The 25050-nt window shown below is 60.7% G+C and carries 21 protein-coding genes and 3 tRNA genes; 21 read left to right on the top strand and 3 right to left on the bottom strand.

Going from position 1 to position 25050, the window contains the following annotated elements:
* The first annotated feature begins 30 nt into the window (after positions 1 to 30).
* The 20 genes from CFBP1590_RS18905 to CFBP1590_RS18810 all read left to right on the top strand — a co-directional run bounded on the left by CFBP1590_RS18905 (position 31) and on the right by CFBP1590_RS18810 (position 18327).
* The gene (locus CFBP1590_RS18905) at positions 31 to 387 is read left to right on the top strand and encodes a PilZ domain-containing protein (RefSeq protein WP_004884570.1); all 357 of its coding nucleotides are present in this window, start codon (positions 31 to 33) and stop codon (positions 385 to 387) included.
* A gap of 14 nt (positions 388 to 401) precedes the next feature.
* On the top strand, positions 402 to 1187 hold the full coding sequence (locus CFBP1590_RS18900; RefSeq protein ID WP_088235726.1) for a TatD family hydrolase: 786 nt from the start codon (positions 402 to 404) through the stop codon (positions 1185 to 1187).
* Between the two features lie 441 nt (positions 1188 to 1628).
* The gene (locus CFBP1590_RS18895) at positions 1629 to 2291 is read left to right on the top strand and encodes a TetR/AcrR family transcriptional regulator (RefSeq protein ID WP_004884565.1); all 663 of its coding nucleotides are present in this window, start codon (positions 1629 to 1631) and stop codon (positions 2289 to 2291) included.
* Between the two features lie 123 nt (positions 2292 to 2414).
* The gene (locus CFBP1590_RS18890) at positions 2415 to 3017 is read left to right on the top strand and encodes a DUF4823 domain-containing protein (RefSeq protein WP_004884561.1); all 603 of its coding nucleotides are present in this window, start codon (positions 2415 to 2417) and stop codon (positions 3015 to 3017) included.
* A gap of 9 nt (positions 3018 to 3026) precedes the next feature.
* Positions 3027 to 3587: a DUF1285 domain-containing protein gene (locus CFBP1590_RS18885; RefSeq protein ID WP_004884558.1), complete on the top strand. Its 561-nt coding sequence runs from the start codon at positions 3027 to 3029 to the stop codon at positions 3585 to 3587.
* 85 nt (positions 3588 to 3672) lie between these two features.
* A complete protein-coding gene (locus CFBP1590_RS18880) occupies positions 3673 to 4686 on the top strand; it encodes an aspartate-semialdehyde dehydrogenase (protein ID WP_088235725.1) in 1014 nt (337 codons plus the stop codon).
* Between the two features lie 108 nt (positions 4687 to 4794).
* Positions 4795 to 7647, top strand: coding sequence for a motility hub landmark protein FimV (locus CFBP1590_RS18875; RefSeq protein ID WP_088235724.1), 2853 nt, complete (start codon positions 4795 to 4797; stop codon positions 7645 to 7647).
* Positions 7648 to 7800: 153 nt separating this feature from the next.
* Positions 7801 to 8625, top strand: a complete 825-nt coding sequence (gene truA, locus CFBP1590_RS18870; RefSeq protein WP_032664147.1) for a tRNA pseudouridine(38-40) synthase TruA — start codon at positions 7801 to 7803, stop codon at positions 8623 to 8625.
* 60 nt (positions 8626 to 8685) lie between these two features.
* Positions 8686 to 9306, top strand: coding sequence for a phosphoribosylanthranilate isomerase (locus CFBP1590_RS18865; RefSeq protein ID WP_025994109.1), 621 nt, complete (start codon positions 8686 to 8688; stop codon positions 9304 to 9306).
* Positions 9307 to 9556: 250 nt separating this feature from the next.
* Complete coding sequence (accD, locus tag CFBP1590_RS18860) at positions 9557 to 10477, top strand: acetyl-CoA carboxylase, carboxyltransferase subunit beta (RefSeq protein WP_004884545.1); 921 nt, start codon at positions 9557 to 9559, stop codon at positions 10475 to 10477.
* On the top strand, positions 10474 to 11778 hold the full coding sequence (gene folC / locus CFBP1590_RS18855) for a bifunctional tetrahydrofolate synthase/dihydrofolate synthase (protein ID WP_088235723.1): 1305 nt from the start codon (positions 10474 to 10476) through the stop codon (positions 11776 to 11778). Before accD ends, folC begins: the two co-directional genes overlap by 4 nt.
* The gene (locus CFBP1590_RS18850; protein ID WP_043305624.1) at positions 11762 to 12439 is read left to right on the top strand and encodes an SPOR domain-containing protein; all 678 of its coding nucleotides are present in this window, start codon (positions 11762 to 11764) and stop codon (positions 12437 to 12439) included. The genes folC and CFBP1590_RS18850 overlap by 17 nt, the downstream gene beginning before the upstream one ends.
* A 129-nt stretch (positions 12440 to 12568) precedes the next feature.
* Complete coding sequence (locus CFBP1590_RS18845) at positions 12569 to 13156, top strand: CvpA family protein (RefSeq protein WP_004884542.1); 588 nt, start codon at positions 12569 to 12571, stop codon at positions 13154 to 13156.
* A gap of 12 nt (positions 13157 to 13168) precedes the next feature.
* Positions 13169 to 14677: an amidophosphoribosyltransferase gene (gene purF / locus CFBP1590_RS18840; RefSeq protein ID WP_004884541.1), complete on the top strand. Its 1509-nt coding sequence runs from the start codon at positions 13169 to 13171 to the stop codon at positions 14675 to 14677.
* A 20-nt stretch (positions 14678 to 14697) separates the two neighbouring features.
* Positions 14698 to 15909 carry an O-succinylhomoserine sulfhydrylase gene (locus CFBP1590_RS18835; protein ID WP_025994112.1) on the top strand — a complete coding sequence of 404 codons (1212 nt, stop codon included), beginning with the start codon at positions 14698 to 14700 and terminating at the stop codon, positions 15907 to 15909.
* Positions 15910 to 15941: 32 nt separating this feature from the next.
* Complete coding sequence (locus tag CFBP1590_RS18830; RefSeq protein ID WP_050575443.1) at positions 15942 to 16724, top strand: SDR family oxidoreductase; 783 nt, start codon at positions 15942 to 15944, stop codon at positions 16722 to 16724.
* 141 nt (positions 16725 to 16865) lie between these two features.
* Positions 16866 to 16941: transfer RNA gene (locus tag CFBP1590_RS18825), tRNA-Val, on the top strand.
* 66 nt (positions 16942 to 17007) lie between these two features.
* Positions 17008 to 17084 (top strand) — tRNA-Asp (locus CFBP1590_RS18820).
* Positions 17085 to 17198: 114 nt separating this feature from the next.
* Positions 17199 to 17275, top strand: a tRNA-Asp gene (locus CFBP1590_RS18815).
* 221 nt (positions 17276 to 17496) lie between these two features.
* Positions 17497 to 18327 carry a DUF2242 domain-containing protein gene (locus CFBP1590_RS18810; RefSeq protein WP_025994114.1) on the top strand — a complete coding sequence of 277 codons (831 nt, stop codon included), beginning with the start codon at positions 17497 to 17499 and terminating at the stop codon, positions 18325 to 18327.
* Positions 18328 to 18459: 132 nt separating this feature from the next.
* On the opposite strand, the gene ilvA is transcribed toward CFBP1590_RS18810, so the two are convergent.
* The 3 genes from ilvA to CFBP1590_RS18790 form a co-directional block, all read right to left on the bottom strand.
* Positions 18460 to 19995, bottom strand: coding sequence for a threonine ammonia-lyase, biosynthetic (gene ilvA, locus CFBP1590_RS18805; RefSeq protein ID WP_088235722.1), 1536 nt, complete (start codon positions 19993 to 19995; stop codon positions 18460 to 18462).
* A 581-nt stretch (positions 19996 to 20576) separates the two neighbouring features.
* Entirely contained in the window at positions 20577 to 21617 is a 1041-nt protein-coding gene (locus CFBP1590_RS18795) for an AraC family transcriptional regulator (protein ID WP_088235721.1), read from the bottom strand.
* 2 nt (positions 21618 to 21619) lie between these two features.
* Positions 21620 to 22762, bottom strand: a complete 1143-nt coding sequence (locus CFBP1590_RS18790) for a carbon-nitrogen hydrolase family protein (RefSeq protein ID WP_088235720.1) — start codon at positions 22760 to 22762, stop codon at positions 21620 to 21622.
* 225 nt (positions 22763 to 22987) lie between these two features.
* Between CFBP1590_RS18790 and CFBP1590_RS18785 the strand changes: the two genes are divergently transcribed.
* The gene (locus CFBP1590_RS18785) at positions 22988 to 25027 is read left to right on the top strand and encodes an NADPH-dependent 2,4-dienoyl-CoA reductase (RefSeq protein ID WP_088235719.1); all 2040 of its coding nucleotides are present in this window, start codon (positions 22988 to 22990) and stop codon (positions 25025 to 25027) included.
* Positions 25028 to 25050: the final 23 nt, after the last annotated feature.

The raw sequence follows: 25050 nt of genomic DNA, 5'->3' as shown, positions 1-25050 counted from the left end.
ACTGCGCTCATCAACCGTTGAGGTATTGTCATGAACCTGCCGCCCAACACAGGCCCGCGTAACGGCATTCTGTCCCTGACCATCAAGGACAAGGCCGTTCTCTATGCCGCCTACATGCCATTCATCAGGAACGGCGGTCTGTTCATTCCGACCGGCAAAAGCTACAAGCTGGGTGATGAAGTGTTCATGCTGCTCAATCTGATGGATCAGGCGGAGAAGGTGCCGGTCACTGGCCGTGTTGCCTGGATCACGCCCAAGGGCGCACAGGGCAATCGCGCAGCCGGTGTCGGCGTGCAGTTCAATGACGGCGACAATACCGCCCGCAACCTGATCGAAACCTATCTGGTCGGTGCTCTGAAGTCCGACCGTCCCACCCATACGATGTAGTTGTCCTCTTGCCCATGCTTGTAGATTCCCATTGCCACCTTGATCGCCTTGACCTGACCCAGCACGAGGGTTCGCTCGACGCAGCCCTGGCGGCTGCGCGGGGCAGGGGCGTCGGCCACTTTCTGTGTATCGGGGTCAGTGCCGAGAATGCCGGTGCCGTAAAGGCGCTGGCTGAGCGCTACGACGATGTCGACTGCTCGGTCGGTATCCATCCGCTCGACCTCAAGCCGGGCGAGGCGCCCGCGCTGGACTGGCTGCTGAGCGAGCTGGACCACCCTCGCGTGGTAGCGATCGGCGAAACCGGTCTCGATTACCACTACGAACCCGAAGCGGCCGAACTGCAGCAGGCATCGTTCCGTCTGCATCTTCAGGCGGCGGCCACGACCGGCAAGCCTGTCATTGTGCACACCCGAGGCGCGCGCGCCGACACGCTCGACCTGCTGCGCGAGGCTGCATTGCCGCAGGCTGGTGTGCTGCATTGCTTCACCGAAGACTGGGACATGGCCAAGGCCGCGCTGGACCTGGGTTTCTACATTTCGCTGTCCGGCATCGTGACGTTCCGCAATGCGGATGCTCTGCGTGACGTGGCGCGTCAGGTGCCTGCCGACCGCCTGCTGGTCGAGACCGATTCGCCCTATCTGGCGCCGATTCCTTACCGGGGCAAGCCGAACCTGCCGCAGTATGTGCGAGAAGTGGCTGAATTTCTGGCGATGCTGCGGGGCGAGTCCTACGAGCGTTTCGCCGAGCAGACCACTGAAAACTTCACCCGTCTGTTTCCGCTGGCGCACGTGTCCCGCTGAATCGTCTGCTCCGGATCGACGGGTAAATCGCAGGCAAAAAAAACCCGGATTCTGGGGGGGTGAAGCCGGGTTAAGACCATTAGGAGTAAAACAAAGGCACGCTGTCCTTTGGCGCCTTTACTGGCGGGTCACTTGGGGGATATGACGCGCCAACGGTTTAATTATTGACCAGTATCGCGGCGCGTCCAGCTTGAATTGGTCGTTTTTTAAACAGTTTTGGAATACCAAACCGGTTCTTGAGCACTCAAAAACCACTCAGCCCCCTCCGTCAGTACCAAACCCCCGCAGGGTGGGAGTCAAACGTCTCCGGCACCGATCACCAAATGCCCGATGAAGGCATGGATTCGCTCATATACGGCGATATGGTCGGATGATCCGTGCAATTTGTCGGCAATTGGGCATAATACGCGGCTTCGATTTCGATCCCAATCAGACCTTCCTATGCAGAAAGAACCTCGTAAGGTCCGTGAGTTTCGCCGCCGTGAGCAGGAAATTCTCGACACCGCGCTAAAACTGTTCCTTGAGCAGGGCGAAGACAGCGTCACGGTCGAGATGATCGCGGACGCCGTCGGCATCGGCAAAGGCACGATCTACAAGCATTTCAAATCCAAGGCGGAAATCTATCTGCGCCTGATGCTCGATTACGAGCGCGATTTGAACGAGCTGCTGCACTCGGCCGATGTCGACAAGGACAAAGAGGCGCTTTCACGTGCCTACTTTGAGTTCCGCATGCGCGACCCGCAGCGCTATCGCCTGTTCGACCGTCTTGAGGAAAAGGTGGTCAAGGGCAATCAGGTCCCTGAGCTGGTCGAGGAACTGCACAAGATCCGCGCCTCCAACTTCGAACACCTGACGCTGCTGATCAAGGGCCGCATCACCGAAGGCAAGCTGGAAGACGTCCCGCCGTATTACCACTACTGTGCCGCCTGGGCGCTGGTGCATGGCGCCGTCGCGCTGTATCACTCGCCGTTCTGGAGCAACGTGCTGGAAGATCAGGAAGGCTTCTTTCACTTCCTGATGGACATCGGTGTGCGCATGGGCAACAAGCGCAAGCGTGATGGCGATACCCCTCCTGAAACGAAGCCGGATCCGGCTGTCTCCTGATCGCTCTGGCGGCACTTCATGTGCCGCCTTTCAAGACTCTTCACACCTTCTTGCGGACATGGCGCGGAAGCTGCATCCGACGACCATTCGCCGGTTTTCCGTCACCGGTATTTGGAGGGGATGATGCGTAGCCTGGTTTTGCTGCTGACGTTTTTGGCGTTGGGCGGCTGCATGAAAGTCAGTGATATGGGTGAGGGTGTTCGAGAACAGTTCAGCGATGCGGGGCTGCTCGATCACAGCGAGACCCGCCGTATCGCCAACTGGCGCGTGCAGCCCGACTCGTTCATCTATATCGCCCAAGGTGCCTTCGTGCCGCCCGGCCGAGCCTATCCACGCCCCAACGTAGTCGCCGAAGAAGCGTTCAAAGGCTTCGTCGAGTACTTCCCGATGGTTCGTCGCGCCCCTGCGCCGCTGGGTCTGGACGAAGCCATGATCGAGGCACGCAGTGCCGGTGCGCATTATCTGCTCTACACCCGCTTCGCCAAGGCTGACGACCGCATCGGCAACGGTGACCAGTGGTCCGATCAGGAAGCGGTGGATCGCCTGGGCGTCGACTCGGGTGTCATTCAGCTCATGTTGATCGAAACCAGCACCCGTTACCTGATAGACAGCGCGCGGATTCGCAGTCGCGGCGGATTGCTGACGCTTTACGATACAAGTCCCGAAGATTTGCTAGGTCCGCCACTTGAGGACTACGCTCGTACCTTGTTGGGTATCGCGCGTTAGGAGTAAGGCATGACCGATTCAGGCAAGGCGGGCGATCTGTTTGCGCAGATCCCGAAAACCAAGGGGTTGCCGCCTGTGCATCTATGGAATCCGCCGTTCTGTGGCGACATCGATATGCGTATCGCCCGGGATGGCACCTGGTATTACCAGGGCACCCCCATCGGTCGTAAACCGATGGTGCGGTTGTTCTCCACCATCCTGCGCCGTGATGGCGACGATTATGTTCTGGTCACGCCGGTCGAAAGGGTCGGCATCAAGGTCGATGACGCACCGTTCGTTGCGGTCACACTTGCGGTGGTCGGCGAGGGTGTCAGCCAGATATTGCGCTTCGTGACCAACGTCGAGGACGAGGTTGAGGCGAGTGCCGAACATCCCTTGCGCGTTGTCATCGATCCCCTGACTCAGGAGCCCGCACCTTATGTTCACGTGCGGACCAACCTCGAAGCGCTGATTCATCGCAATGTGTTTTACCAGTTGGTAGAGCTGGCAGTCGTCGAAGAGATCGACGGTCAGCGCTGGTTGGGCGTGTGGAGCCATGGCGTGTTCTTCAGGATCGGCCTTGAGCCCTGAGACGGCCCGGTATTCGACAGGCTCAATTGCCTGTCGGCAGTTCGGCGGTTAAAGTGCCGCTCCCCGATTTTCCTGAGGTTTTTGCATGAGTCAGTCCATTGATATCGCCGTTGTAGGCGCGACCGGTACTGTCGGCGAAACCATCGTCCAGATTCTGGAAGAACGCGATTTTCCGGTCGGTGATCTGCACCTGCTGGCCAGCATCGAATCGGCAGGGCACTCAGTGCCTTTCCGCGGCAAAAACGTGCGCGTGCGCGAAGTCGATGAGTTCGACTTCGGCAAGGTCAGGATGGCGTTCTTCGCCGCCGGCCCTGCGGTCAGTCGCAGCCACGCCGAGAAGGCGGTGGCCGCCGGATGCGCCGTCATCGATCTGTCAGGCGTGTTTTCCGCCGCGCAGGCACCCAGTGTTGTCCCTGAAATCAATGGCCAACTGCTGGCGCCTGCCCACGCTGCGCCGCGCCTGATATCAAGCCCGAGCGCTTCGGCCACTGCGGTTGCGCTGGCACTGGCGCCTCTGCGCCAATTGTTCGATCTGCGTCATGTTGCGGTAACAGCCTGTCTGGCTGTCTCCACTCAAGGCCGTGAAGGGGTGACCGAGCTGGCGCGCCAGACCACTGAGCTGTTGAACGTCCGTCCTCTGGAAACGCGATTCTTTGATCGGCAGATGGCGTTCAACGTTCTGGCCCAGGTCGGCAAGCCGGATGAAGCAGGGCACCTCGCGCTGGAACGACGTCTGGTCGCGGAAGTGCGTGAATTGTTGGCGCTGCCTTCGTTGAAAGTGGCTGCCAGTTGCATTCAAATCCCGGTTTTCTTTGGCGACAGCTTTACTGTGTCGATTCAGGCCGCCGCGCCGATCGATCTCGCTGCTGTGAATGCGGCGCTCGAATCTGCCGAAGGCATTGAGTTGGTCGATGCCGGTGATTACCCGACACCCGTTGGCGATGCGGTCGGTCAGGACGTGGTTTACGTAGGACGCGTTCGGACAGGAATAGACGACCCGGAGCAACTTGAGCTGTGGATAACCTCGGACAATGTTCGCAAAGGTGCAGCGCTCAACGCTGTGCAGGTTGGCGAATTGTTGATAAAAGACTATGTGTAAAAGATACTTGGCAACACTTTGAATAATTGTTCTAGCGGCGATACGCCTTACACCCAACGCAGGACTACCTCTCCGGATGCCGGAGAATCTTTAAACAAGGGATGGGCTATGGTTCAGGTTCGTAAACTGGTATTAGCGATCGCTGCGGCTTCGGCGCTGTCATCAGGGATGGCGCAGGCGTTGGGGCTCGGGGAATTGTCTGTCAAGTCGACCCTGAACCAGCCATTGGTAGCCGAGATCGAGTTGACCGATGCGCAGGGCGTCAATGCCGCGCAGGTTGTACCGAGTCTTGCAACGACGGCTGACTTCGCCCAGGCGGGTATCACGCGCCAGGCGTTTCTCAATGATCTGAGTTTTACGCCGGTCATCAATGCCAATGGCAAGAGTGTCCTGCGTATCACGTCCAGCAAGCCGGTCCGGGAGCCCTATGTAAAATTCCTGGTTCAGGTGCTGTGGCCGAACGGACGTTTGCTGCGCGAATACAGCCTGCTGCTGGATCCGCCGAAGTTTTCGCCAGAGGCGGCCGCCGCTGCAGCCGCGCCCGCGCCTGCTGCTCCCGCTGCCCCCGCAGCAGAAACCGGAGCGCCTGCTCAACTGCCAAGCGTTGCGCCATCGGCTGAGGCGACACCTGCCGAGCAGCCTGCACAACCCGCTGCGACGCAGGGCTCGACCCTGCCACCTCCGGCTGCCGACAAGCAGTCCCAGTACGTCACTGCCAACAACGACACCTTGTGGGAAATCGCTGCGAAGGTTCGTACCGGCGGAACCGTGCAACAGACCATGCTCGCGATTCAGGCGCTCAACCCTGATGCATTCATGGGCGGCAACATCAATCGATTGAAGAAAGGTCAGGTCCTGCGTCTGCCGACACCTCAGCAGACCACGGCCTTGCCGCAGCCTCAGGCCGTTGCCGAGGTCTCCCGCCAGTACAGCGCATGGCGTGAAGGCCGCCGCCTCCCGGCCGGGCCGCGTCAGGTGGACGCCACTCGCCGTGATCGCGCCGGTGCAGCACCTTCCAAGGTGGATACCGCCGATAACCTCAGCCTGGTTTCGGCCAGCGGCAAGCCGGCCGCCAAAGGCGCCGCAGGCGACAGCGATCTGAGCAACAAGCTTGCAGTGGCTCAGGAAGCGCTGGACACCACGCGTCGCGACAATGCCGAGCTGAAAAGCCGCATGAACGACCTGCAGAGCCAACTGGACAAGCTGCAGCGTCTGGTTGAACTCAAGAACGGTCAGTTGGCCAAGATGCAGGCCGCCGGTGCAGCCGTGCCGCCGCCTGCCGCTACGCCAGCCGATCCTGCCAGTCCAGCCAACGCAGCCGTGCCGGCTTCGCTGGTCGATGCCAATGGCGCACCGGTCAAACCAGCGGGCGAGATTGCGCCTGAAGATGCTTTGCCAGCGGGCGCTGCGCAGGTGGCGACTCCAGCCGCTGAACAGCCACTCGCCGTCGAGCCGGTCGCGGCTCCGGAAGAAGAGGACACCCTGCAGAAGATTCTCGACAACCCGGTATTGCTGGGGTTGATCGGTGGTGCGGTGCTGCTGATTCTGGCGCTGATCCTGCTGTTCATGGCGCGCCGCCGTGCTGCCAAGGCCGAAGCCGAGAAGCACCGCCGCATGGCTCGCGCACTGGCTGAAGAGTCGCAATTCGTATCCGACATGGACATGAACGCACCGCCTGCCAGTTTTGACGGCCTTGATGTCGTGTCGCCTAACGTACGCATGGGCGCAGGTCCCGCTGCCGCAGCGGCAACAGCTGCGCGCGAACGACCGGCCGACCCTCTGGTGCAGGCTGAGATTCACATTGCTTACGGACGTATGAATCAGGCAGTCGAGCTGCTCGAGGAGTCGGTGAAGAACGAGCCCGAGCGTGATGACATCCGCCTCAAGCTGATGGAAATCTACGCTGAACAGGGCAACAACAAGGCCTACGCTGCGCACGAGCGTAAACTGGTGGCCTCGGGAAAGCTTGAAGCTGAGGGCGAGCAGCTAAAAGATTCACACTCGACCCAAACTCCTGTGGCGCCGGTCGTCGCTGAGCCGGCATCGGTGGTCGCTCCTGTGGCAGTGGCAGCAGGCGCCGCCACAGCAGCAGCCCTGGCTGCGGAGCTGGATGCCAAGTATGTCGAAGAACTGCTGGCCGACGATTCTGCAGAGCCAGAGCCAGAGCCGGAACCAATTCTTGAGCCGGAGCCTGAGCCTCTTGTGGCGTCCGAGGTCGAGTCTCCGGTGGTAGAAGAGCCACCCGTCGCCTCCGAAGAGTTCGATCATGATTTCGATCTGAGCCTGGACGAGTTCGACGAGCCTGCAGCGCAAGCGCTGCCGACTGTGACCGATCCTGACGATCTGTTGCTGGACGAGCCGGCCGTTTCCGCTGCGCCTGATGATGAAGAGCTGAGCTTCGAATCGATCATGCGCGAGCAGGAGGCCGCTCGTGCGGCAGCGACACCTGACGACCTGGCTGATTTCGATCTGGACCTCACAGAAGAGGATCCGGTGCTCAAGAACGAGGATGATTTCCTGCTTGGCCTCGGCGACGATCCTGTCGAGCCAGTTGTCGACGCTGCACCGCTGGAGACGCCGCCGGTCAGTGACGATCTGGAACTGCCGGAAGACTTTGACCTGTCGCTGGCTGATGAAATCGAATCGGACCAGGCCAGTCAGGCTTTCGCATCTGAAATCGACGATGTGAATGCCGAGCTGGACCGTCTTTCGCAGAACCTCGAGCATCCGCCTCTCGACGAGCCAAGGTTCACCGCAGAAGACGCCATGGCGCTGGACGATGAGCCGGACTTCGATTTCATGGCCGGTACCGATGAGGCCGCGACCAAGCTGGATCTGGCGCGTGCCTACATCGACATGGGTGATGCCGACGGGGCGCGGGATATTCTCGACGAAGTCGTCAATGAAGGTGATGACGGTCAGAAAAGCGAAGCGCGTGACATGCTCTCGCGGCTTGCCTGAGTTTATTCATGCTGATCCCGGACGGCCGCTTTTGCGGCCGTCCGCATTTGGCGCCCGGTGTGGCGTCTTTTTTTTGCGGCCGTATAATGGCCGACTTTTCGCAAACCGACAGGCTGTAACACCTTGGCGAACATAGATAACCCGGCCGCCGAGATGGCTGCCGAGGGCTTTTCCCGAATCGCGCTGGGCGTGGAATACAAAGGGTCGCGCTATTGCGGCTGGCAGCGTCAGGCGTCCGGCGTGCTGACGGTGCAGGAGACCCTGGAAAATGCCCTGTCCAAAGTGGCCGACTCGCCGGTCTCGCTCATGTGCGCGGGGCGCACGGACGCCGGTGTGCACGCCTGTGGGCAGGTGGTGCACTTCGATACGCAGGCCGAGCGCTCCATGAAAGCCTGGGTCATGGGTGCCAACATCAATCTGCCCCACGATATCAGCGTGACCTGGGCTCGGGTGATGCCCGCCGAATTTCATGCGCGTTTCAAGGCCATCGCCCGCCGTTATCGCTATGTGATCTATAACGATCAGATCCGTCCGGCGCATCTGGGGCAGGAAATCACCTGGAACCATCGTCCGCTCGACGTGACGCGTATGGCCGAGGCCGCGCAGCATCTGGTCGGAACCCACGATTTCAGTGCGTTTCGTGCCGGGCAATGTCAGGCCAAGTCGCCGGTCAAGCAACTGCATCACTTGCGCGTGACCCGGCACGGCAAGATGATCGTCATCGATGTGCGCGCCAACGCGTTCCTGCATCACATGGTGCGTAACATCGCGGGTGTGTTGATGACCATCGGCGCAGGCGAGCGTCCGGTCGAATGGGCGCGTGACGTGCTGGAAAGCAAAGTGCGTCGTACCGGGGGCGTCACCGCGCATCCCTACGGGCTCTATCTGGTGCAGGTCGAGTACCGTGAGCAGTTTCCGTTGCCCGAGCGTTATATCGGTCCGCATTTTCTGACGGGCTTCGCCGAACTTGACGGCTGACGCCCCGGCAAGCATTTGCTAACATCCGGGACTTTCCGAAAGGTCTGAGGTTTTCACCACATGTCAGCCGTTCGCAGCAAGATCTGCGGGATTACCCGCATAGAAGATGCCCTGGCGGCTGTCGAAGCAGGCGCCGATGCCATCGGGCTGGTGTTTTACGCCAAAAGTCCACGCGCCGTGAGCGTGCAGCAGGCGCGTGCAATCATCGCCGCATTGCCGCCGTTCATCACCACGGTCGGTCTGTTCGTCAATGCCAGCCGTTGCGAGCTCAATGAAACGCTGGATGCCGTTGCGCTGGATATGTTGCAGTTTCACGGCGACGAAACGCCGGAAGAATGCGACGGCTATCATCGTCCCTACATCAAGGCGTTGCGCGTGAAAGCGGGTGACGATATCGAACAGGCCTGCCGTGCCTACCGTAATGCGCGCGGCATCCTTCTCGACACCTACGTCGAGGGTGTGCCCGGCGGTACGGGTGAAACGTTCGACTGGGCATTGATTCCGAGTGAACTGAGCAAACCGGTCATTCTGGCGGGCGGGTTGACGTCGGCCAACGTGGCGCAGGCGATTGCCCAGGTCAAACCCTACGCGGTGGATGTCAGCGGTGGCGTCGAAAAAGGCAAGGGCATCAAGGATCGGGAAAAGATTCTCGCGTTCATGAGTGCGGTCCAGGGTGCGTGATGTGACGGCTGCGGTTCGGCCGCCGTCCATAAGCCTGTCCCCGCCACAAGTCCTGCGGGTCGAATTGAGTCAAGGGCGGTGCCGGTGCGCATCGTCCGGGTTGTAAAAAAATCGTGGTAGAGGGTGTGCAGGTCAGGCCGACGGTCGACCGTTCCCCGTCTCATCGCCAACTAACGAATTTAGCTGAGGGCATGCGTCTGGCGTGAAAACGTCATGCGTTCGAGCCACACCGGTACTGGAGAGATAAAGCATGAGCAACTGGTTGGTAGACAAACTGATCCCATCGATCATGCGTTCCGAGGTCAAGAAGAGTTCGGTTCCTGAAGGGCTGTGGCACAAGTGCCCGTCCTGCGAAGCAGTGCTCTATCGGCCTGAGCTGGAAAAGACCCTGGATGTCTGCCCCAAGTGCAACCATCACATGCGTATCGGTGCCCGCGCCCGTCTGGACATCTTCCTGGATGCCGAGGGCCGTGAGGAGCTGGGTGCCGATCTGGAGCCGGTTGACCGTCTGAAATTCCGCGACGGCAAGAAGTACAAGGACCGTCTGACCGCTGCGCAGAAGCAGACAGGTGAGAAGGACGCCCTGATCTCCATGAGCGGCACGCTGTTGGGCATGCCGGTTGTCGCCTCGGCGTTCGAGTTTTCCTTCATGGGTGGCTCGATGGGCGCCATCGTTGGCGAGCGCTTCGTGCGCGCTGCCGACTACGCACTGGAAAACCGCTGCCCGATGATCTGCTTTGCCGCTTCCGGTGGTGCGCGCATGCAGGAAGCGCTGATTTCCCTGATGCAGATGGCCAAGACGTCGGCCGTGCTGGCGCGTCTTCGTGAAGAAGGCCTGCCGTTCATCTCGGTCTTGACCGATCCGGTCTACGGTGGTGTTTCTGCCAGTCTGGCAATGCTGGGCGACGTGATTGTCGCTGAGCCAAAGGCGCTGATCGGGTTTGCCGGTCCTCGCGTCATCGAGCAGACCGTTCGCGAAAAACTGCCTGAAGGTTTCCAGCGCAGCGAGTTCCTGCTGGATCACGGCGCAATCGACATGATCATCGCTCGCAGTGAGCTGCGCCCACGTCTGGGCAACCTGCTGGCGCAAATGATGAACCTGCCGACGCCGAAATTCGTGGCGCCAGTGATTGAGCCGATCGTCGTTCCACCGGCTCCGGCCACGGTATGACCCCGTCGACCCTGGGCGACTGGCTCGCCTACCTCGAGCAACTGCATCCTTCTGCCATCGACATGGGGCTGGATCGGTCGCGAAAGGTGGCGCAGCAACTGGGGCTCACACGTCCGGCGCCTCGGGTCATCACGGTAACCGGTACCAACGGCAAGGGTTCGACCTGCGCCTTTGTCGCGTCCCTGTTGCAGGCTCAGGGGCTCAAGGTGGGTGTCTACAGCTCCCCGCATCTGTTGCGTTATAACGAGCGGGTGAAGGTGCAGGGTGTCGAAGCAACCGATCTTGAGTTGTGTGATGCCTTTGCAGCGGTCGAATCGGCGCGTGGCGATGTCACGCTGACCTATTTCGAAATGGGCACGCTCGCTGCGTTCTGGCTGTTCGAGCAGGCGCAGCTTGACGCAGTCGTGCTGGAAGTCGGTCTGGGCGGTCGCCTGGACGCCGTTAATCTGATTGATGCCGATCTCGCCCTGGTCACCAGCATTGGTGTTGACCATGCCGACTGGCTGGGCGACACGCGCGAATCCGTGGCTTTCGAAAAGGCCGGTATCTTCCGTGCCGGTCGCCCGGCACTCTGCGGCGACCTCGATCCGCCTGAGCCTTTGCTGGCCAAGGCTCGAGAGTTGGGCTGCCCCTTGCTGCTAAGGGGGCAAGACTTTGATCTGTCTGTCGGTCCGCAAGGCTGGGACTGGCGCGGTATCGCTCACGGCGAGTTGGTCGAACTGCGTGATCTGCCGTTACTCGATCTGCCCATGCAGAATGCCGCGCTGGCACTCCAGGCGTTTGCGTTGCTGGGCTACCCCCTGAATCACCAGATCGTCAGCGAGGCGTTGGCACAGACCCGACTCGTCGGCCGTCTCGACCGCCGTACCGTTCATTGGCAGGGCAGGGCGCTGACGCTGCTGCTCGATGTAGGCCACAACCCCCATGCTGCGCAGTTTCTGGCGCACCGCATGGCGCAGCGGCCAGTGGTCGGCAAGCGTCTGGCGGTGTTCGGTCTGCTCTCTGACAAGGATCTTGACGGTGTGGTCCATGAGCTGGCTTCCAGCATTCAGGACTGGGCCGTTGCGCCGCTGCCCACCTCCCGTAGTCGGCCAGCGGCAGAGTTGCAGGTTGCTCTGGAGAACCTTGGGGCGCGCGTGAAGTCCTACCAGAGTATTGCGTCTGCGCTGGAAGCTCAGTGCGCGCATGCCACGCCCGATGACGAAATTCTGCTGTTCGGATCTTTTTACTGTGTAGCCGAGGCCCTGGATTGGCTGGCCCGGCATACCGACGAGGACGCTGCAAATGGCTTTGCTGGATAACGTATTCAAGCAGCGGATGGTGGGTGCTCTGGTACTGATCGCCCTGGCGGTGATCTTTCTCCCGATGCTGTTCACCCGTCAGGACGAGAGCCATCCGGTTCAGGTCGATGCGCCTGCGGCTCCACAGGCGCCTGCGGGTCAGCAGGTACAGGTCGAGCCTGTGACCGTTCCCGAGCCTCAGGCATTGCCACAGGAACCTGTTCCGGATGAGGACAATGTAGCGGCAAGCAATCAGCCGCCGTCGATGCCGATTGCGCCTGCTCCTGCCGCACAGGCTCCAGCGGCCGCTGCGCCACAGGCAGCCAAGCCTGCGCCAGCACCGAAGCCGACACCGGCTCCGGCAGCGCCTGTAACAACGCCTGCTGCACCTGCTGCACCGGCGGTCGCCAAGGCCGCGCCGAGCGGCGTCGATGCCAACGGTCTGTCAGTCAGTTGGTCTGTGCAGTTGGCCAGCATGTCCAACCGTGCCAACGCCGACAATCTGCAGAAAACCCTGCGTACCCAGGGTTACAACGCCTACATTCGCACCGCCGATGGCGTCAACCGGGTGTTCGTGGGTCCTCTGATCGAGCGCGCCGAGGCTGATCGCCTGCGTGACCAACTCGACAAGCAGCAGAAACTCAAAGGTATTGTGGTGCGGTTCCAGCCTGAAAAGGGCTGATCTTCCCGCCCTCTGTACAGGCTCTGCCAAGCCGTTTGCACGGAAAATGACGCCCGCCGATAATCGCTGCTTACCGGCGGGCGGGCGCTCTGCTAAAATGCGCCGCCTTATCTGTCTGCAGGCTGCAACGTGCCATTTACTCCGGTTGACTGGGCAATTCTGGGAATTGTCGCCATCTCCGCCCTGATCAGTCTGAAACGCGGCTTCGTAAAAGAAGCACTCTCGTTGACGACGTGGATCATTGCAGGTGTCGTGGCCTGGATGTTCGGCGCGGGGCTGTCGCAGTATCTGGTCAACTACATAGAAACACCCTCGGCCCGCGTGATCGCGAGCTGCACCATTCTATTTGTCGCCACCTTGCTGGTCGGCGCCATGGTCAACTTTCTGATAGGCGAACTGATTCGCGTCACCGGGCTTTCCGGGACCGATCGTTTTCTGGGTATGGTCTTTGGCGCGGCGCGCGGAGGCCTGCTTGTCGTTGTAGCGGTCGGACTCTTGAGTCTCGGGCCGGTGCAACAGGATCAATGGTGGCAGCAGTCGAGACTGGTGCCGCAATTTCTCATGGTCGCTGACTGGTCGAAGAACCTGATTCTCGGGATGTCCAGCAAGTGGCTCGCCAGCGGCATCAGCGTACCTGCTGATCTGCCGTTCAAGGAGCAGATCCTGCCGTCTACAATACCGCAGGATGTGCTTGGTAAATCCAGTTCCACTAAGTAGGGGTTGTGTCGCATGTGTGGCATCGTCGGTATCGTCGGTAAGTCGAACGTTAATCAGGCGCTGTATGACGCGCTCACCGTCCTCCAGCACCGCGGCCAGGATGCTGCCGGTATTGTGACCAGCCACGACGGCCGGTTATTCCTGCGCAAGGACAATGGACTGGTGCGTGATGTGTTCCATCAACGCCATATGCAGCGTCTGGTCGGACACATGGGCATCGGTCATGTGCGCTACCCGACCGCGGGCAGCTCGACCTCGGCCGAAGCTCAGCCGTTCTACGTCAACTCGCCTTACGGCATCACGTTGGCGCACAACGGTAACCTGACCAACGTCGAGCAGTTGGCCAAGGAGATCTACGAATCCGACCTGCGCCACGTCAACACCAATTCCGACTCGGAAGTGCTGCTCAACGTGTTCGCCCATGAGCTGGCCGTTCGCGGCAAGCTGCAGCCGACCGAAGAAGACATCTTCGCGGCCGTGACCGACGTGCACAATCGTTGCCGTGGCGGCTATGCCGTCGTGGCGATGATCACCGGCTACGGTATCGTCGGCTTCCGCGATCCGGACGCCATTCGTCCCATCGTGTTCGGCCAGCGTCATACCGACGAAGGTGTCGAGTACATGATCGCCTCCGAAAGCGTTTCCCTCGATGTACTGGGTTTCACGCTGATCCGCGACCTGGCACCCGGCGAAGCGGTCTACATCACCGAAGACGGCAAGCTGCACACCCGTCAGTGCGCCGCCAATCCAAAGTACGCGCCCTGCATCTTCGAACACGTCTACCTGGCGCGTCCTGATTCGATAATCGACGGTATCTCGGTCTACAAGGCGCGTCTGCGCATGGGCGAGAAACTGGCCGACAAGATCCTGCGCGAGCGCCCGGATCACGACATCGATGTGGTCATCCCGATTCCGGACACCAGCCGCACGGCTGCGCTGGAGCTGGCCAACCACCTGGGCGTCAAGTTCCGCGAAGGCTTCGTCAAGAACCGTTACATCGGCCGCACGTTCATCATGCCGGGTCAGGCTGCACGCAAGAAGTCCGTGCGCCAGAAGCTCAACGCCATCGAGCTGGAATTCCGCGGCAAGAACGTCATGCTGGTGGACGACTCCATCGTTCGCGGCACGACCTGCAAGCAGATCATCCAGATGGCCCGCGAAGCCGGTGCCAAGAACGTCTATTTCTGTTCGGCCGCTCCGGCGGTGCGTTACCCCAACGTCTACGGCATCGACATGCCGAGTGCTCACGAGCTGATTGCCCATAACCGTTCCACTCAGGACGTTGCCGACCTCATCGGTGCCGACTGGCTGGTCTATCAGGACTTGAATGACCTGATCGAAGCGGTCAGCGGCAGCAAGAAGATCAAGATCGATAACTTCGATTGCTCGGTCTTCGACGGCAAGTACGTGACCGGTGACATCGACGAGCATTATCTGAACAAGATCGAACAGGCGCGTAACGACGCCTCCAAGGTCAAGACCCAGGCAGTGAGCGCGATCATCGATCTGTACAACAACTAATTGGTTTCAGGAGTAGCGGCATGACTCAGGAATGGGATGCAGGTCGTCTCGACAGCGACCTTGAAGGCGTAGGGTTCGATACCCTCGCCGTACGTGCCGGGCAACACCGCACGCCGGAAGGCGAGCATGGCGATCCGATGTTCTTCACCTCCAGCTACGTGTTCCGCACGGCCGCCGACGCGGCCGCGCGTTTCGCCGGTGAAGTGCCAGGCAACGTCTACTCGCGCTACACCAACCCGACAGTGCGTTCCTTCGAGGAACGCATGGCAGCGCTGGAAGGCGCCGAGCAGGCCGTCGCCACGGCGACTGGCATGGCTGCCACGCTGGCGGTCGTCATGAGTCTGTGCAGCGCCGGTGATCACGTTCTGGTGTCGCGCAGCGTGTTCGGTTCGACCATCAGCCTGTTCGACAAGTACTTCAAGCGTTTCGGCATCGAAGTGGACTACGTGCCGCTGGCGGACCTGAGCGGCTGGGATGCGGCGATCAAGGCCAACACCAAAATGCTGTTCGTCGAGTCGCCGTCCAACCCGTTGGCCGAGTTGGTGGATATCGCCGCGTTGGCGGAAGTCGCCCACGCCAAGGGCGCGATGCTGATCGTCGACAACTGCTTCTGCACGCCAGCCCTGCAGCAGCCGCTGAAGCTGGGCGCTGACATCGTCGTCCATTCGGCAACCAAGTTCATCGACGGCCAGGGCCGTTGCATGGGCGGTGTGGTTGCCGGGCGCAGCGAGCAGATGAAGGAAGTGGTCGGATTCCTGCGCACGGCCGGGCCGACTCTGAGCCCGTTCAATGCCTGGATCTTTCTCAAGGGTCTTGAAACCCTGAACCTGCGCATGCGCGCTCATTGCGCCAACGCTCAGGCGCTGGCCGAGTGGCTCGAGCAGCAGGATGGTATCGAGAAGGTCCACTACGCCGGCCTCAAGAGCCACCCGCAGCACGAGCTGGCCCAGCGTCAGCAGAAAGGCTTCGGTGCGGTCGTGAGTTTCGAGGTCAAGGGTGGCAAAGAGGGCGCGTGGCGCTTCATCGATGCAACTCGACTGATTTCGATCACCGCCAACCTGGGCGACACCAAAACCACCATTACTCACCCGAGCACCACGTCCCACGGGCGCCTGGCGCCTCAGGAACGTGAAGCCGCCGGCATCCGTGACAGCCTGATCCGTGTGGCGGTAGGGCTTGAAGATGTCGCAGACCTGCAGGCCGATCTGGCGCTGGGTCTGGCGGCCTTGTGACGACTGAAGTGAGCAGCGACGCGAGCGAGAGCATGAGCGACGACTGGGCGATGAAATTCTCCAGTACCCACAATGGCCGCGTTGCACTGGTTACCGGTGCCGCGCGCGGCATTGGTCTGGGCATTGCAGCCTGGCTGATTGCCGAAGGCTGGCAAGTGGTACTGACCGATCTGGACCGCAAGCGTGGTTCGAAAGTGGCCGGTGCGCTGGGCGAAAACGCCCTGTTCATCACCATGGACGTCGCGAACGAGGAACAGGTCGCAGCAGGCGTTGCCGAGGTGCTCCGGCGCTTCGGGCGACTGGACGCGCTGGTGTGCAATGCGGCGATTGCCGATCCGCATAACACCACGCTGGAAAGTCTTGAGCTTTCGCACTGGAATCGCGTGCTGGGCGTCAACCTTGGCGGGCCGATGCTGTTGGCCAAACATTGTGCGCCTTATCTGCGCGCGCATTGCGGCAGTATCGTCAACCTGACCTCGACCCGTGCCAGTCAGTCAGAGCCTGATACCGAGGCCTACGCTGCGAGCAAGGGCGGTCTGATGGCGCTGACCCATGCGCTCGCCATCAGTCTGGGTCCCGAGATCCGTGTCAACGCTGTCAGCCCCGGCTGGATCGACGCGCGTGATCCTTCAGTGCGCCGCGCCGAACCCTTGTCAGAGGCTGATCATGCGCAGCATCCCGCTGGCCGGGTAGGGACCGTGGAGGACGTGGCGGCAATGGTCGCGTGGCTGCTCTCGCGTAATGCCGGTTTTGTCACCGGGCAGGAATTCGTGGTCGATGGCGGCATGACCCGCAAGATGGTGTACGCCGAGTAGTTGCGCATCCGCGTTTGCAGGCGGGTGTGTTTGGCAGGTTGTGGCGTGTGGTGCGATTGAAGCAGTTTTTAAAAAAACTTCAATCAGGCTATTGACTTAGGTTCGTTAGGTGCGTAAATTTCGCGGCCTCAACGAAGCAAAGGGTGATTAGCTCAGCTGGGAGAGCAGCTGCCTTACAAGCAGCGGGTCGGCGGTTCGATCCCGTCATCACCCACCATCGTTGAGTTTGAAAGCTGAAGCATGAGGGCTTTCAAAGTTGAAACCGGACGCAAGTCCACACTGCGCAGCGGTAGTTCAGTCGGTTAGAATACCGGCCTGTCACGCCGGGGGTCGCGGGTTCGAGTCCCGTCCGCTGCGCCATATTTGTACAGATTCGGTTTTCCGGGTCTGAGGTTGAAAGGCTCAAGCCGCTCAATCCGATGTACAGGAAGCAAACTACCGAAAGTTTGTTTCAAACAGGTTTACAAGCGATACGCAGCGGTAGTTCAGTCGGTTAGAATACCGGCCTGTCACGCCGGGGGTCGCGGGTTCGAGTCCCGTCCGCTGCGCCATACAAAGCTTCAAGGCCCTTGAACTCCTTGAAGCAACAGAAAAGCGACCCAAGGGTCGCTTTTTTGTTGTCTGCGATTTGTGACCGTTTCTATCCGCGTGACGCGCCTTGTATCGAATCGTTGCGAACTCTGCGTTGATCCTGCGTCGGCCTTGTTGCAGACTTGTCGCCATTTCCAGTTTGCAGTCTTGCTGGCAGTCACTTCCTTCCTCAGGATTATCGATGCTTAATTTACTGAACGTTCGTACCGCGTGCGTTGTGTCCATGCTGTTCCTGGCTGCCGGCTGTTCTTCGCCCAAGCAGGCGGTCTACGACCATGAGCATTTCGACGATGCCGGGACGTTTTCCCGCAGCTATCCTGCAACGGATCTGTCTTACTGTGAAGCAGGACGCCGGGCCTTGCTGAGTCAGGGATACATCATCACCAGCAGCGATCCGAAAATGATTGCCGGGCGCAAGAGCTTTCAGCAGACGGGTGACACGCACATCGAGATCAGCTTCAACCTGGTTTGCGCTGCCGACGTGACAGCGGGCAGTTCGACCATGTTCGCCAACGCCCTGCAGGACCGCTACGCACTGAAGAAAACCAATAACTCGGCGAGCCTCGGAGTAGGGGTGCTGGGGTCGGTATCGATGCCGATCGGCTCTACCGATGATTCGATGGTCAAGGTGGCCAGCGAGACGGTTGCGTCTGCCAAGTTCTACGAGCGTTTCTTCGGTCTGGTGGAGAACTTCCTGCCGCCGGAGGTGAAGAAGGCTGCGCATATCGTCGAGAAGCCAAAGGCTGATCTGGGTGTGCCTGACCCGGTGCCTGCCGCAGCCGCGCCCAAGGCCGCAGAGCCTGCGCAGCTGGCACCTAAAGCGGTTGAGGCTGCGCCCAAGGCTGAACCGGTTACCGAGCCCAAGGCCGAGTCCGCAACGCCGGCTGCCAGCGAACCCGTACCGGCACCGGACGAGCCTGCCTCGTTCAAGGCCGAGACCGTCACGCCACCCGAGGCTCAGCCGGTCGAAATGACCACCCCCGCGCCGGTCGAGACCCAGCCAGCGCAGTAGTAGCTTCACACTGATCGTTCCTCAGAGCGTGGGCACGATCAAGATGCCAGCCTTTACGTTGATCGTTCCCATGCTCCGCGTGGGAATGCCGCTCAGGACGCTCCGCGTCCCGGTGTAAGCAGCTTGAAGGCCTCAGCCCAAGAACAACCGGTACGCCGGGTTCTCGCTTTCATCCCAGTACGGATAGCCGATCTCGGCCAGCGCCTGGCTCACCAGGTGCCGCTCGTCCTCAGGCACCACCAGCCCTGCAACCACTCGACCATCCGCCGCACCATGGTTGCGGTAGTGGAACATCGAGATGGTCCAGCGTCCGCCCAGACGGTTAAGAAAGTTGAACAACGCACCGGGCCGTTCGGGGAATTCGAAGCGCAGCACCACTTCATCGCTGACCCGCTCGGCGTGTCCACCCACCATGTGGCGGATGTGCAGCTTGGCCAGTTCGTTGTCGGTCAGGTCCAGCACCGGAAAGCCCTGCTCGGTCAGGCTGGCGATCAACGCGCTGCGCGGATCGTTCTCGGGGTGGGTCTGCACGCCGACGAAGATGTGGGCTTCGCGGTCGGTGTGGTAGCGGTAGTTGAATTCGGTGATCTGCCGTTTGCCGATGGCCTCGCAGAACGCCTTGAAGCTGCCGGGCCGTTCGGGGATGGTCACAGCGATGATCGCTTCGCGGCCTTCGCCCAGTTCGGCGCGTTCGGCCACGTGGCGCAGGCGGTCGAAGTTGACGTTGGCCCCGGAGTCGATCGCCACCAGGGTCTGGCCGCTGACGCCACGCTGCTCGACGTACTTCTTGATCCCCGCCACGGCCAGCGCGCCGGAAGGTTCGGTGATGGAGCGGGTATCGTCGTAGATGTCCTTGATCGCCGCACAGATCTCGTCGGTGCTGACCGTGATCACTTCATCCACGTAATGCCGACAGACCTCAAAAGTGTGATGGCCGATCTGGGCCACGGCCACGCCATCGGCAAACAGCCCGACCTGACTGAGCACCACACGCTCGCCCGCGGCCATGGCGGCTTGCAGGCAGTTGGAGTCGTCCGGCTCGACGCCGATCACCTTGATCTCGGGCCGCAAATACTTCACGTAGGCCGCGATGCCCGCAATCAGCCCGCCGCCACCGACCGGCACGAAGATCGCGTCCAGTTGGCCCGGCTGCTGGCGCAGGATTTCCATGGCAACCGTGCCTTGACCGGCAATGGTGTCGGGGTCGTCATAGGGATGGATGTACACAAAACCCTGCTCATCGACCAGCTTCAGCGAGTAAGCCAGCGCTTCGGGAAACGAATCGCCATGCAGTACCACGGTCGCCCCGCGTGAGCGTACGCCCTCTACCTTGATTTCAGGCGTGGTGCGCGGCATGACGATGGTCGCCTTGATGCCCAGCTCCCGCGCCGCCAGCGCCAGCCCTTGCGCATGGTTGCCCGCCGAAGCCGTGACCACGCCGCGCGCCGCGTCTTCAGCGGTCAGCTGCGCCAGCTTGTTATAAGCGCCGCGAATCTTGAACGAGAACACCGGCTGCAAGTCTTCGCGCTTGAGCAGCACCTGATTGCCGAGCCGTTCGGAGAGCTGACGCGCGCCATGCAGCGGCGTCTCGATGGCGACGTCGTAGACGCGGGAAGTGAGGATTTTGCGGGCGTAGTGATTGAGCAGATCGGGCTGGCCATGACTCATCGCGTCGTGTCCTTGCAGGTCGTTGTTTCGCAGGAGGCGTTGCAGGAAGAGGCAACGATCGAGTGCGCGGTTGCAATGAGGGCGATAGAGCGATGGATAGCGATCATGTCTGACTCCTGTTGAGCATTAGTGGCTCTGGAGGCAGAAAAAAACCCGCCTCCAGGGCGGGTTTTTTGCAAACGTCGGCTAACCCGCCATGACTGGAATGACGGTAATAATAATCTGGCCGAGGTTTTGCTGGATGAGGTTCATGTGGCCGAGGGTAGGGCGGCCGGGGCAATGAAGTCAAGGCTTGATTGCCAACATCCCGAGACGTCCGGCTTCTGAAGATCCTGTCAGGCTTTTTCGTTTATTGATGAGTATCAACATTTTTATTTCACATTGGCACTTTAATGTTGATCCAACGGTCAGTTATTCCAGCTTTACTGACCGTCGTAACTGACCTTGGTAAAACCACTGCATGACTCAATCAGCCGGAGGGCGAAGAAATGGATGAATATCAGGAAGAACTGCTCGAATATCGCGCATCGGAGCTGGACCCGGTAGAACCGGCCGATGACGCTACCGAACTGTGAAGGGCTTCAGGCACTTCGACGCTGGCTGCGGCGGAACTCCCCCGGAGTCTGTCCGTTCCAGCGTTTGAAGGCGCGTTGAAAGGCTTCGGCCGACGCAAAACCCAGCAGATAGGCAATCTCCCCGAACGCCAGTTCGGTGTCGCGAATATACGTCATCGCCAGATCACGTCGCGTGTCATTCAGGATCGCGCGAAAACGGGTGCCTTCTTCGGTCAGCTTGCGGCGCAGTGTCCAGGTCGGCAACTTAAGCCGCGCAGCCACTTCCTCCAGGTCCGGTTCCCTGCCTCCGCTCAATAAAGGTCCCAGCAACTGAGTGATGCGTTCACGCAGACTGCGTGTGCGGGTCAATTGATCCAGTTCCCTCTCGCACAACAGCAGCAGATGCCGCCAGGTGCTCGGACAGTGGTCGGGGTTTTTCAGCGCCAGGCTGTCCAGGTCCAGCCGAAGCTGGTTGGTGGTCGCACCGAACGCAATAGGGTTGTCGCTCAAGTGTGCGTATTGCGCGGCGTACTCAGGTGCTTCGAACTCGATTTCGACCCGTTGAGCGCGCAGTTGGCGACCGGCCAGCGCTGATAGTTGCGCGACCCAGCCGCTCAGGATCGAGTCCACGACAAAGCGGTTGTAACTGTTATAGGGGCTGATGGAATAGAAGCGTATCCACGCCCCGCCAGCCTCTTCATGAAAGCTCGACTGGCCTCGATAGTTTGCGCCGTACAGAGGCTCGAAGCGGATCATGGTGCGGGCTGCCTCGCGTACATTCGGTGCCTGGGCTGCGGTGACACCGGCAAGCCCCGCCTGACCGAGCCTGCTCAGCGCCCCCATGCGCAACCCCAGACCCGGTTGGTTGGTAAGCCGGATGGCGGCGTGGCCCAGTCGCATGTAGCGTGGAATCGACAGCCGTGCGCCGGCTTCGCTCAGGCGTTCTGCATCCAGACCGTATTGTTCGAGCAGCAGGTCGGGGTCGTGCCCGAAACTGCGTACCGCGTCGGTCAGGCTCTGTACGAAACCCACCGAGAGATCGCCCAAGCGCAGGGTCAGGTTCGGCATGTTCAGAGCCAGACGTTGATCAGGCGGGCACCACCGTCAGCAGCATTGTCCAACGGCTGCTCGGCGATGGTCTGACCGCTGCGGCTGACAAAGCTCTGCCCGGAAGTGCCGTGATTCCAGAATTGCCCGTGCATGAACACGCTGATACCGGCCCTGGCGGTGCTCTGTGGTTCGCGTGCGATGAGGGTCAGGCGGTGCCAGGCTTCGCGTTCGCTCAGGCTGCCGGGCTCAAGGTCCAGTGTCGGCGTGTCGTGCGTGCGGGTGCCATGCCACGCACCCGACCAGCTGTTTTTCCCGTTTACAAAGGCAGGTACGACGATCAACTCGACGTTTTGCTGATTCATCCGTGCGTAATTATCGGGGTACCAGCTGTCGGTGCCGATGAGGATCCCCAACCGGCCGGCCGGCGTGTTGATCACATTGATCCGGGAGTCGCCTGCCGCTTTGACGTAACGCTTATGGTAGCGGCTGGTAAACAGCTGGCGTTGGGGCTGGCCCAGCGGCTTGCCGTCACTGCCGAAGGTCACGCTGCTGTTGTACAAGGCGCCGCTGCCGACCTGCAACTGCCCGTCTTCCACGCGTGGGTCAGGCAGTACGATGGAGCCTGCCACCAGCGTTACCTCGAATTCCTTGGCCAGCCCGCCGAAAACGTTCTGATAATCGCGCACCATGGAGCGCGCCTTCATCCGCAGACGCGCATCGTCCACACGTTTTTCGCCCTCGGCAGTCATCATCGCCGTGACGAATTTCAGCGGATTGCTCCAGGCCAGCCAGTCCATGGACTCGTCCACGGTGGCAGCCTGATAGAACTGGTTCTTCTCACCACTGGCATACAACCAGGTGCCGATGTGCTCAGGCAGTACGACGATAGTCCGGGCATTGAGCAGTCCCTGGTCGCGCGCTTGCTGCAGGTAGGCTGCCAGTTTGCGATGCAGATGCGACAGGTCCTGATAATCGGTGGGAAACAGCTCGGGCTCGATGCCCAGCAGGTTGCCCCGTTCGCCGGGCTGCCCTTCATTGATGGCCAGGCGGATGCGCAGATCCGACAGGTAATGCCCCATCGGGCGCTGCTCGGTCCAGAGTGCGTAACTGACAAGGCTGGCCAGGCTCACCAGAATGAGGCACGTGGCAAAGAATTTACGCATAAGAGGGGCGCACGGCTGCCTGAGTGAAATAGTCGACTAGGGTAGGACTACACCCGGCGCTTGCCAAGGGGTGATGCGCGTTTGGATCAATAACTTGTCACTTTCGGTCATTGAGTGTGATCGGGCGGCTCTTTACTGTTGCGCCATAAAGGGTCTACAGGATCCTGATGAAGAGGGCACGCAGAGGTCCTCATCTACCCGTGATTGAAACGATGGAGCTCCGCCATGACTGCTGCTCATTACCCGCATCTGCTGTCCCCGCTGGATCTGGGCTTCACCACGCTGCGCAACCGCAGCCTGATGGGCTCGATGCACACCGGGCTTGAAGAGAAGCCAGGCGGTTTCGAGCGCATGGCGGCGTACTTTGCCGAGCGTGCACAGGGTGGTGTGGGCCTGATGGTGACGGGTGGCATCGCGCCGAACGAAGAGGGCGGCGTCTACGATGGTGCAGCCAAGCTCACGACCCCGGAAGAAGCCTTGCAGCATCGCGTCGTGACCCAGGCGGTTCACGAGGCAGGCGGCAAGATCTGTCTGCAGATCCTGCATGCCGGGCGCTATGCGTACAGCCGCAAGCAGGTCGCGCCCAGTGCGATTCAGGCACCGATCAACCCGTTCAAGCCGCGTGAACTGGACGAAGAGGGCATCGAAAAGCAGATCAGCGATTTTGTGACCTGCTCGACCCTCGCTCAGAGCGCAGGCTATGACGGCGTGGAGATCATGGGGTCGGAGGGTTACTTCATCAATCAGTTCCTGGCCGCGCATACCAACCACCGTACCGACCGCTGGGGCGGCAGTTACGAAAACCGTATGCGTCTGGCGGTAGAGATCGTGACGCGTGTGCGTGAGGCCGTTGGCCCGAATTTCATCATCATCTTCCGCTTGTCGATGCTGGATCTGGTCGAAGGCGGCAGCACCTGGCAGGAAATCGTGCAACTGGCAAAGGCCGTCGAGCAGGCGGGCGCGACGATCATCAACACCGGTATCGGCTGGCACGAAGCGCGGATTCCGACCATCGCCACCAAGGTCCCACGCGCCGCGTTCAGCAAGGTCACGGCCAAGCTGCGTGGTTCGGTGAACATTCCGTTGATCACCACCAACCGGATCAACACCCCGGAAGTCGCTGAACGGATTCTCAGTGAAGGCGATGCGGACATGGTCTCCATGGCGCGGCCTTTCCTGGCTGATCCGGAATTCGTCAACAAGGCTGCGGCCGGGCAGGCAGAACTGATCAACACCTGCATCGGCTGCAATCAGGCGTGTCTGGACCATACCTTCGGCGGCAAGCTGACCAGTTGTCTGGTCAACCCGCGCGCCTGTCACGAAACCGAACTGAATTATCTGCCCACCCGACAGATCAAGAAGATCGCCGTTGTTGGCGCAGGTCCTGCCGGGCTGGCGGCGGCCACCGTGGCTGCCGAGCGCGGACATCAGGTGACCCTGTTCGATTCCGCCAGCGAAATCGGCGGTCAGTTCAACATCGCCAAGCGCATTCCGGGCAAGGAGGAGTTTTCCGAAACCCTGCGCTATTTCACTCACAAGGTGCAGGACACCGGTATCGACCTGCGTCTGAATACCCGCGTGACTGCGCAGGATCTGTTGGGCGCGGGCTTTGACGACGTCATCCTGGCCACCGGCATCGCTCCGCGTACACCGGCCATTCCCGGTATCGACAACCCGAAGGTGCTCAGCTATCTGGACGTGATTCTGCAGCGCAAGCCGGTAGGGCGCAGCGTGGCGGTGATCGGCGCGGGTGGTATCGGTTTCGACGTGTCGGAGTATCTGGTCCATCAGGGTATCGCCACCAGTCTGGATCGTGAGGCGTTCTGGAAAGAGTGGGGCATCGACACCACGTTGGAAGCGCGCGGTGGCGTGGCGGGGATCAAGCCGGAAGTTCATGCGCCGGCGCGTCAGGTTTTCCTGTTGCAGCGCAAAAGCTCCAAGGTCGGCGACGGTCTGGGCAAGACCACCGGCTGGATTCATCGCACGGGCTTGAAGAACAAGCAGGTGCAGATGCTCAACAGCGTTCAGTACCTGAAAATCGACGATGCCGGTTTGCACATCCGCATCGGCGAAGAGGGTGAGGAAAAGCTGTTGCCGGTGGACAATATCGTGATCTGCGCCGGGCAGGACCCGTTGCGTGAACTGTATGACGATCTGGTCGCGGCGAAGCAGAGCGTGCATCTGATCGGTGGCGCGGACGTCGCAGCCGAACTGGACGCCAAGCGGGCGATCGATCAGGGCTCGCGGCTGGCCGCCGGGCTGTGACATCGCTCGCGGGCAGGTAAACT

Source organism: Pseudomonas viridiflava, assembly GCF_900184295.1.
Lineage (GTDB): Bacteria > Pseudomonadota > Gammaproteobacteria > Pseudomonadales > Pseudomonadaceae > Aquipseudomonas > Aquipseudomonas viridiflava.
The sequence above is the reverse complement of the archived record's forward strand: the minus strand, read 5'-3'. Positions and strand labels throughout refer to the sequence as shown.

Coding starts and splice junctions, on each gene's coding strand:
- CFBP1590_RS18905 (WP_004884570.1), top strand. CDS start 31: ATGAACCTGCCGCCCAACACAGGCCCGCGTAACGGCATTCTGTCCCTG.
- CFBP1590_RS18900 (WP_088235726.1), top strand. CDS start 402: ATGCTTGTAGATTCCCATTGCCACCTTGATCGCCTTGACCTGACCCAG.
- CFBP1590_RS18895 (WP_004884565.1), top strand. CDS start 1,629: ATGCAGAAAGAACCTCGTAAGGTCCGTGAGTTTCGCCGCCGTGAGCAG.
- CFBP1590_RS18890 (WP_004884561.1), top strand. CDS start 2,415: ATGCGTAGCCTGGTTTTGCTGCTGACGTTTTTGGCGTTGGGCGGCTGC.
- CFBP1590_RS18885 (WP_004884558.1), top strand. CDS start 3,027: ATGACCGATTCAGGCAAGGCGGGCGATCTGTTTGCGCAGATCCCGAAA.
- CFBP1590_RS18880 (WP_088235725.1), top strand. CDS start 3,673: ATGAGTCAGTCCATTGATATCGCCGTTGTAGGCGCGACCGGTACTGTC.
- CFBP1590_RS18875 (WP_088235724.1), top strand. CDS start 4,795: ATGGTTCAGGTTCGTAAACTGGTATTAGCGATCGCTGCGGCTTCGGCG.
- truA (WP_032664147.1), top strand. CDS start 7,801: ATGGCTGCCGAGGGCTTTTCCCGAATCGCGCTGGGCGTGGAATACAAA.
- CFBP1590_RS18865 (WP_025994109.1), top strand. CDS start 8,686: ATGTCAGCCGTTCGCAGCAAGATCTGCGGGATTACCCGCATAGAAGAT.
- accD (WP_004884545.1), top strand. CDS start 9,557: ATGAGCAACTGGTTGGTAGACAAACTGATCCCATCGATCATGCGTTCC.
- folC (WP_088235723.1), top strand. CDS start 10,474: ATGACCCCGTCGACCCTGGGCGACTGGCTCGCCTACCTCGAGCAACTG.
- CFBP1590_RS18850 (WP_043305624.1), top strand. CDS start 11,762: ATGGCTTTGCTGGATAACGTATTCAAGCAGCGGATGGTGGGTGCTCTG.
- purF (WP_004884541.1), top strand. CDS start 13,169: ATGTGTGGCATCGTCGGTATCGTCGGTAAGTCGAACGTTAATCAGGCG.
- CFBP1590_RS18835 (WP_025994112.1), top strand. CDS start 14,698: ATGACTCAGGAATGGGATGCAGGTCGTCTCGACAGCGACCTTGAAGGC.
- CFBP1590_RS18830 (WP_050575443.1), top strand. CDS start 15,942: ATGAGCGACGACTGGGCGATGAAATTCTCCAGTACCCACAATGGCCGC.
- CFBP1590_RS18810 (WP_025994114.1), top strand. CDS start 17,497: ATGCTTAATTTACTGAACGTTCGTACCGCGTGCGTTGTGTCCATGCTG.
- ilvA (WP_088235722.1), bottom strand. CDS start 19,995: ATGAGTCATGGCCAGCCCGATCTGCTCAATCACTACGCCCGCAAAATC.
- CFBP1590_RS18795 (WP_088235721.1), bottom strand. CDS start 21,617: ATGCCGAACCTGACCCTGCGCTTGGGCGATCTCTCGGTGGGTTTCGTA.
- CFBP1590_RS18790 (WP_088235720.1), bottom strand. CDS start 22,762: ATGCGTAAATTCTTTGCCACGTGCCTCATTCTGGTGAGCCTGGCCAGC.
- CFBP1590_RS18785 (WP_088235719.1), top strand. CDS start 22,988: ATGACTGCTGCTCATTACCCGCATCTGCTGTCCCCGCTGGATCTGGGC.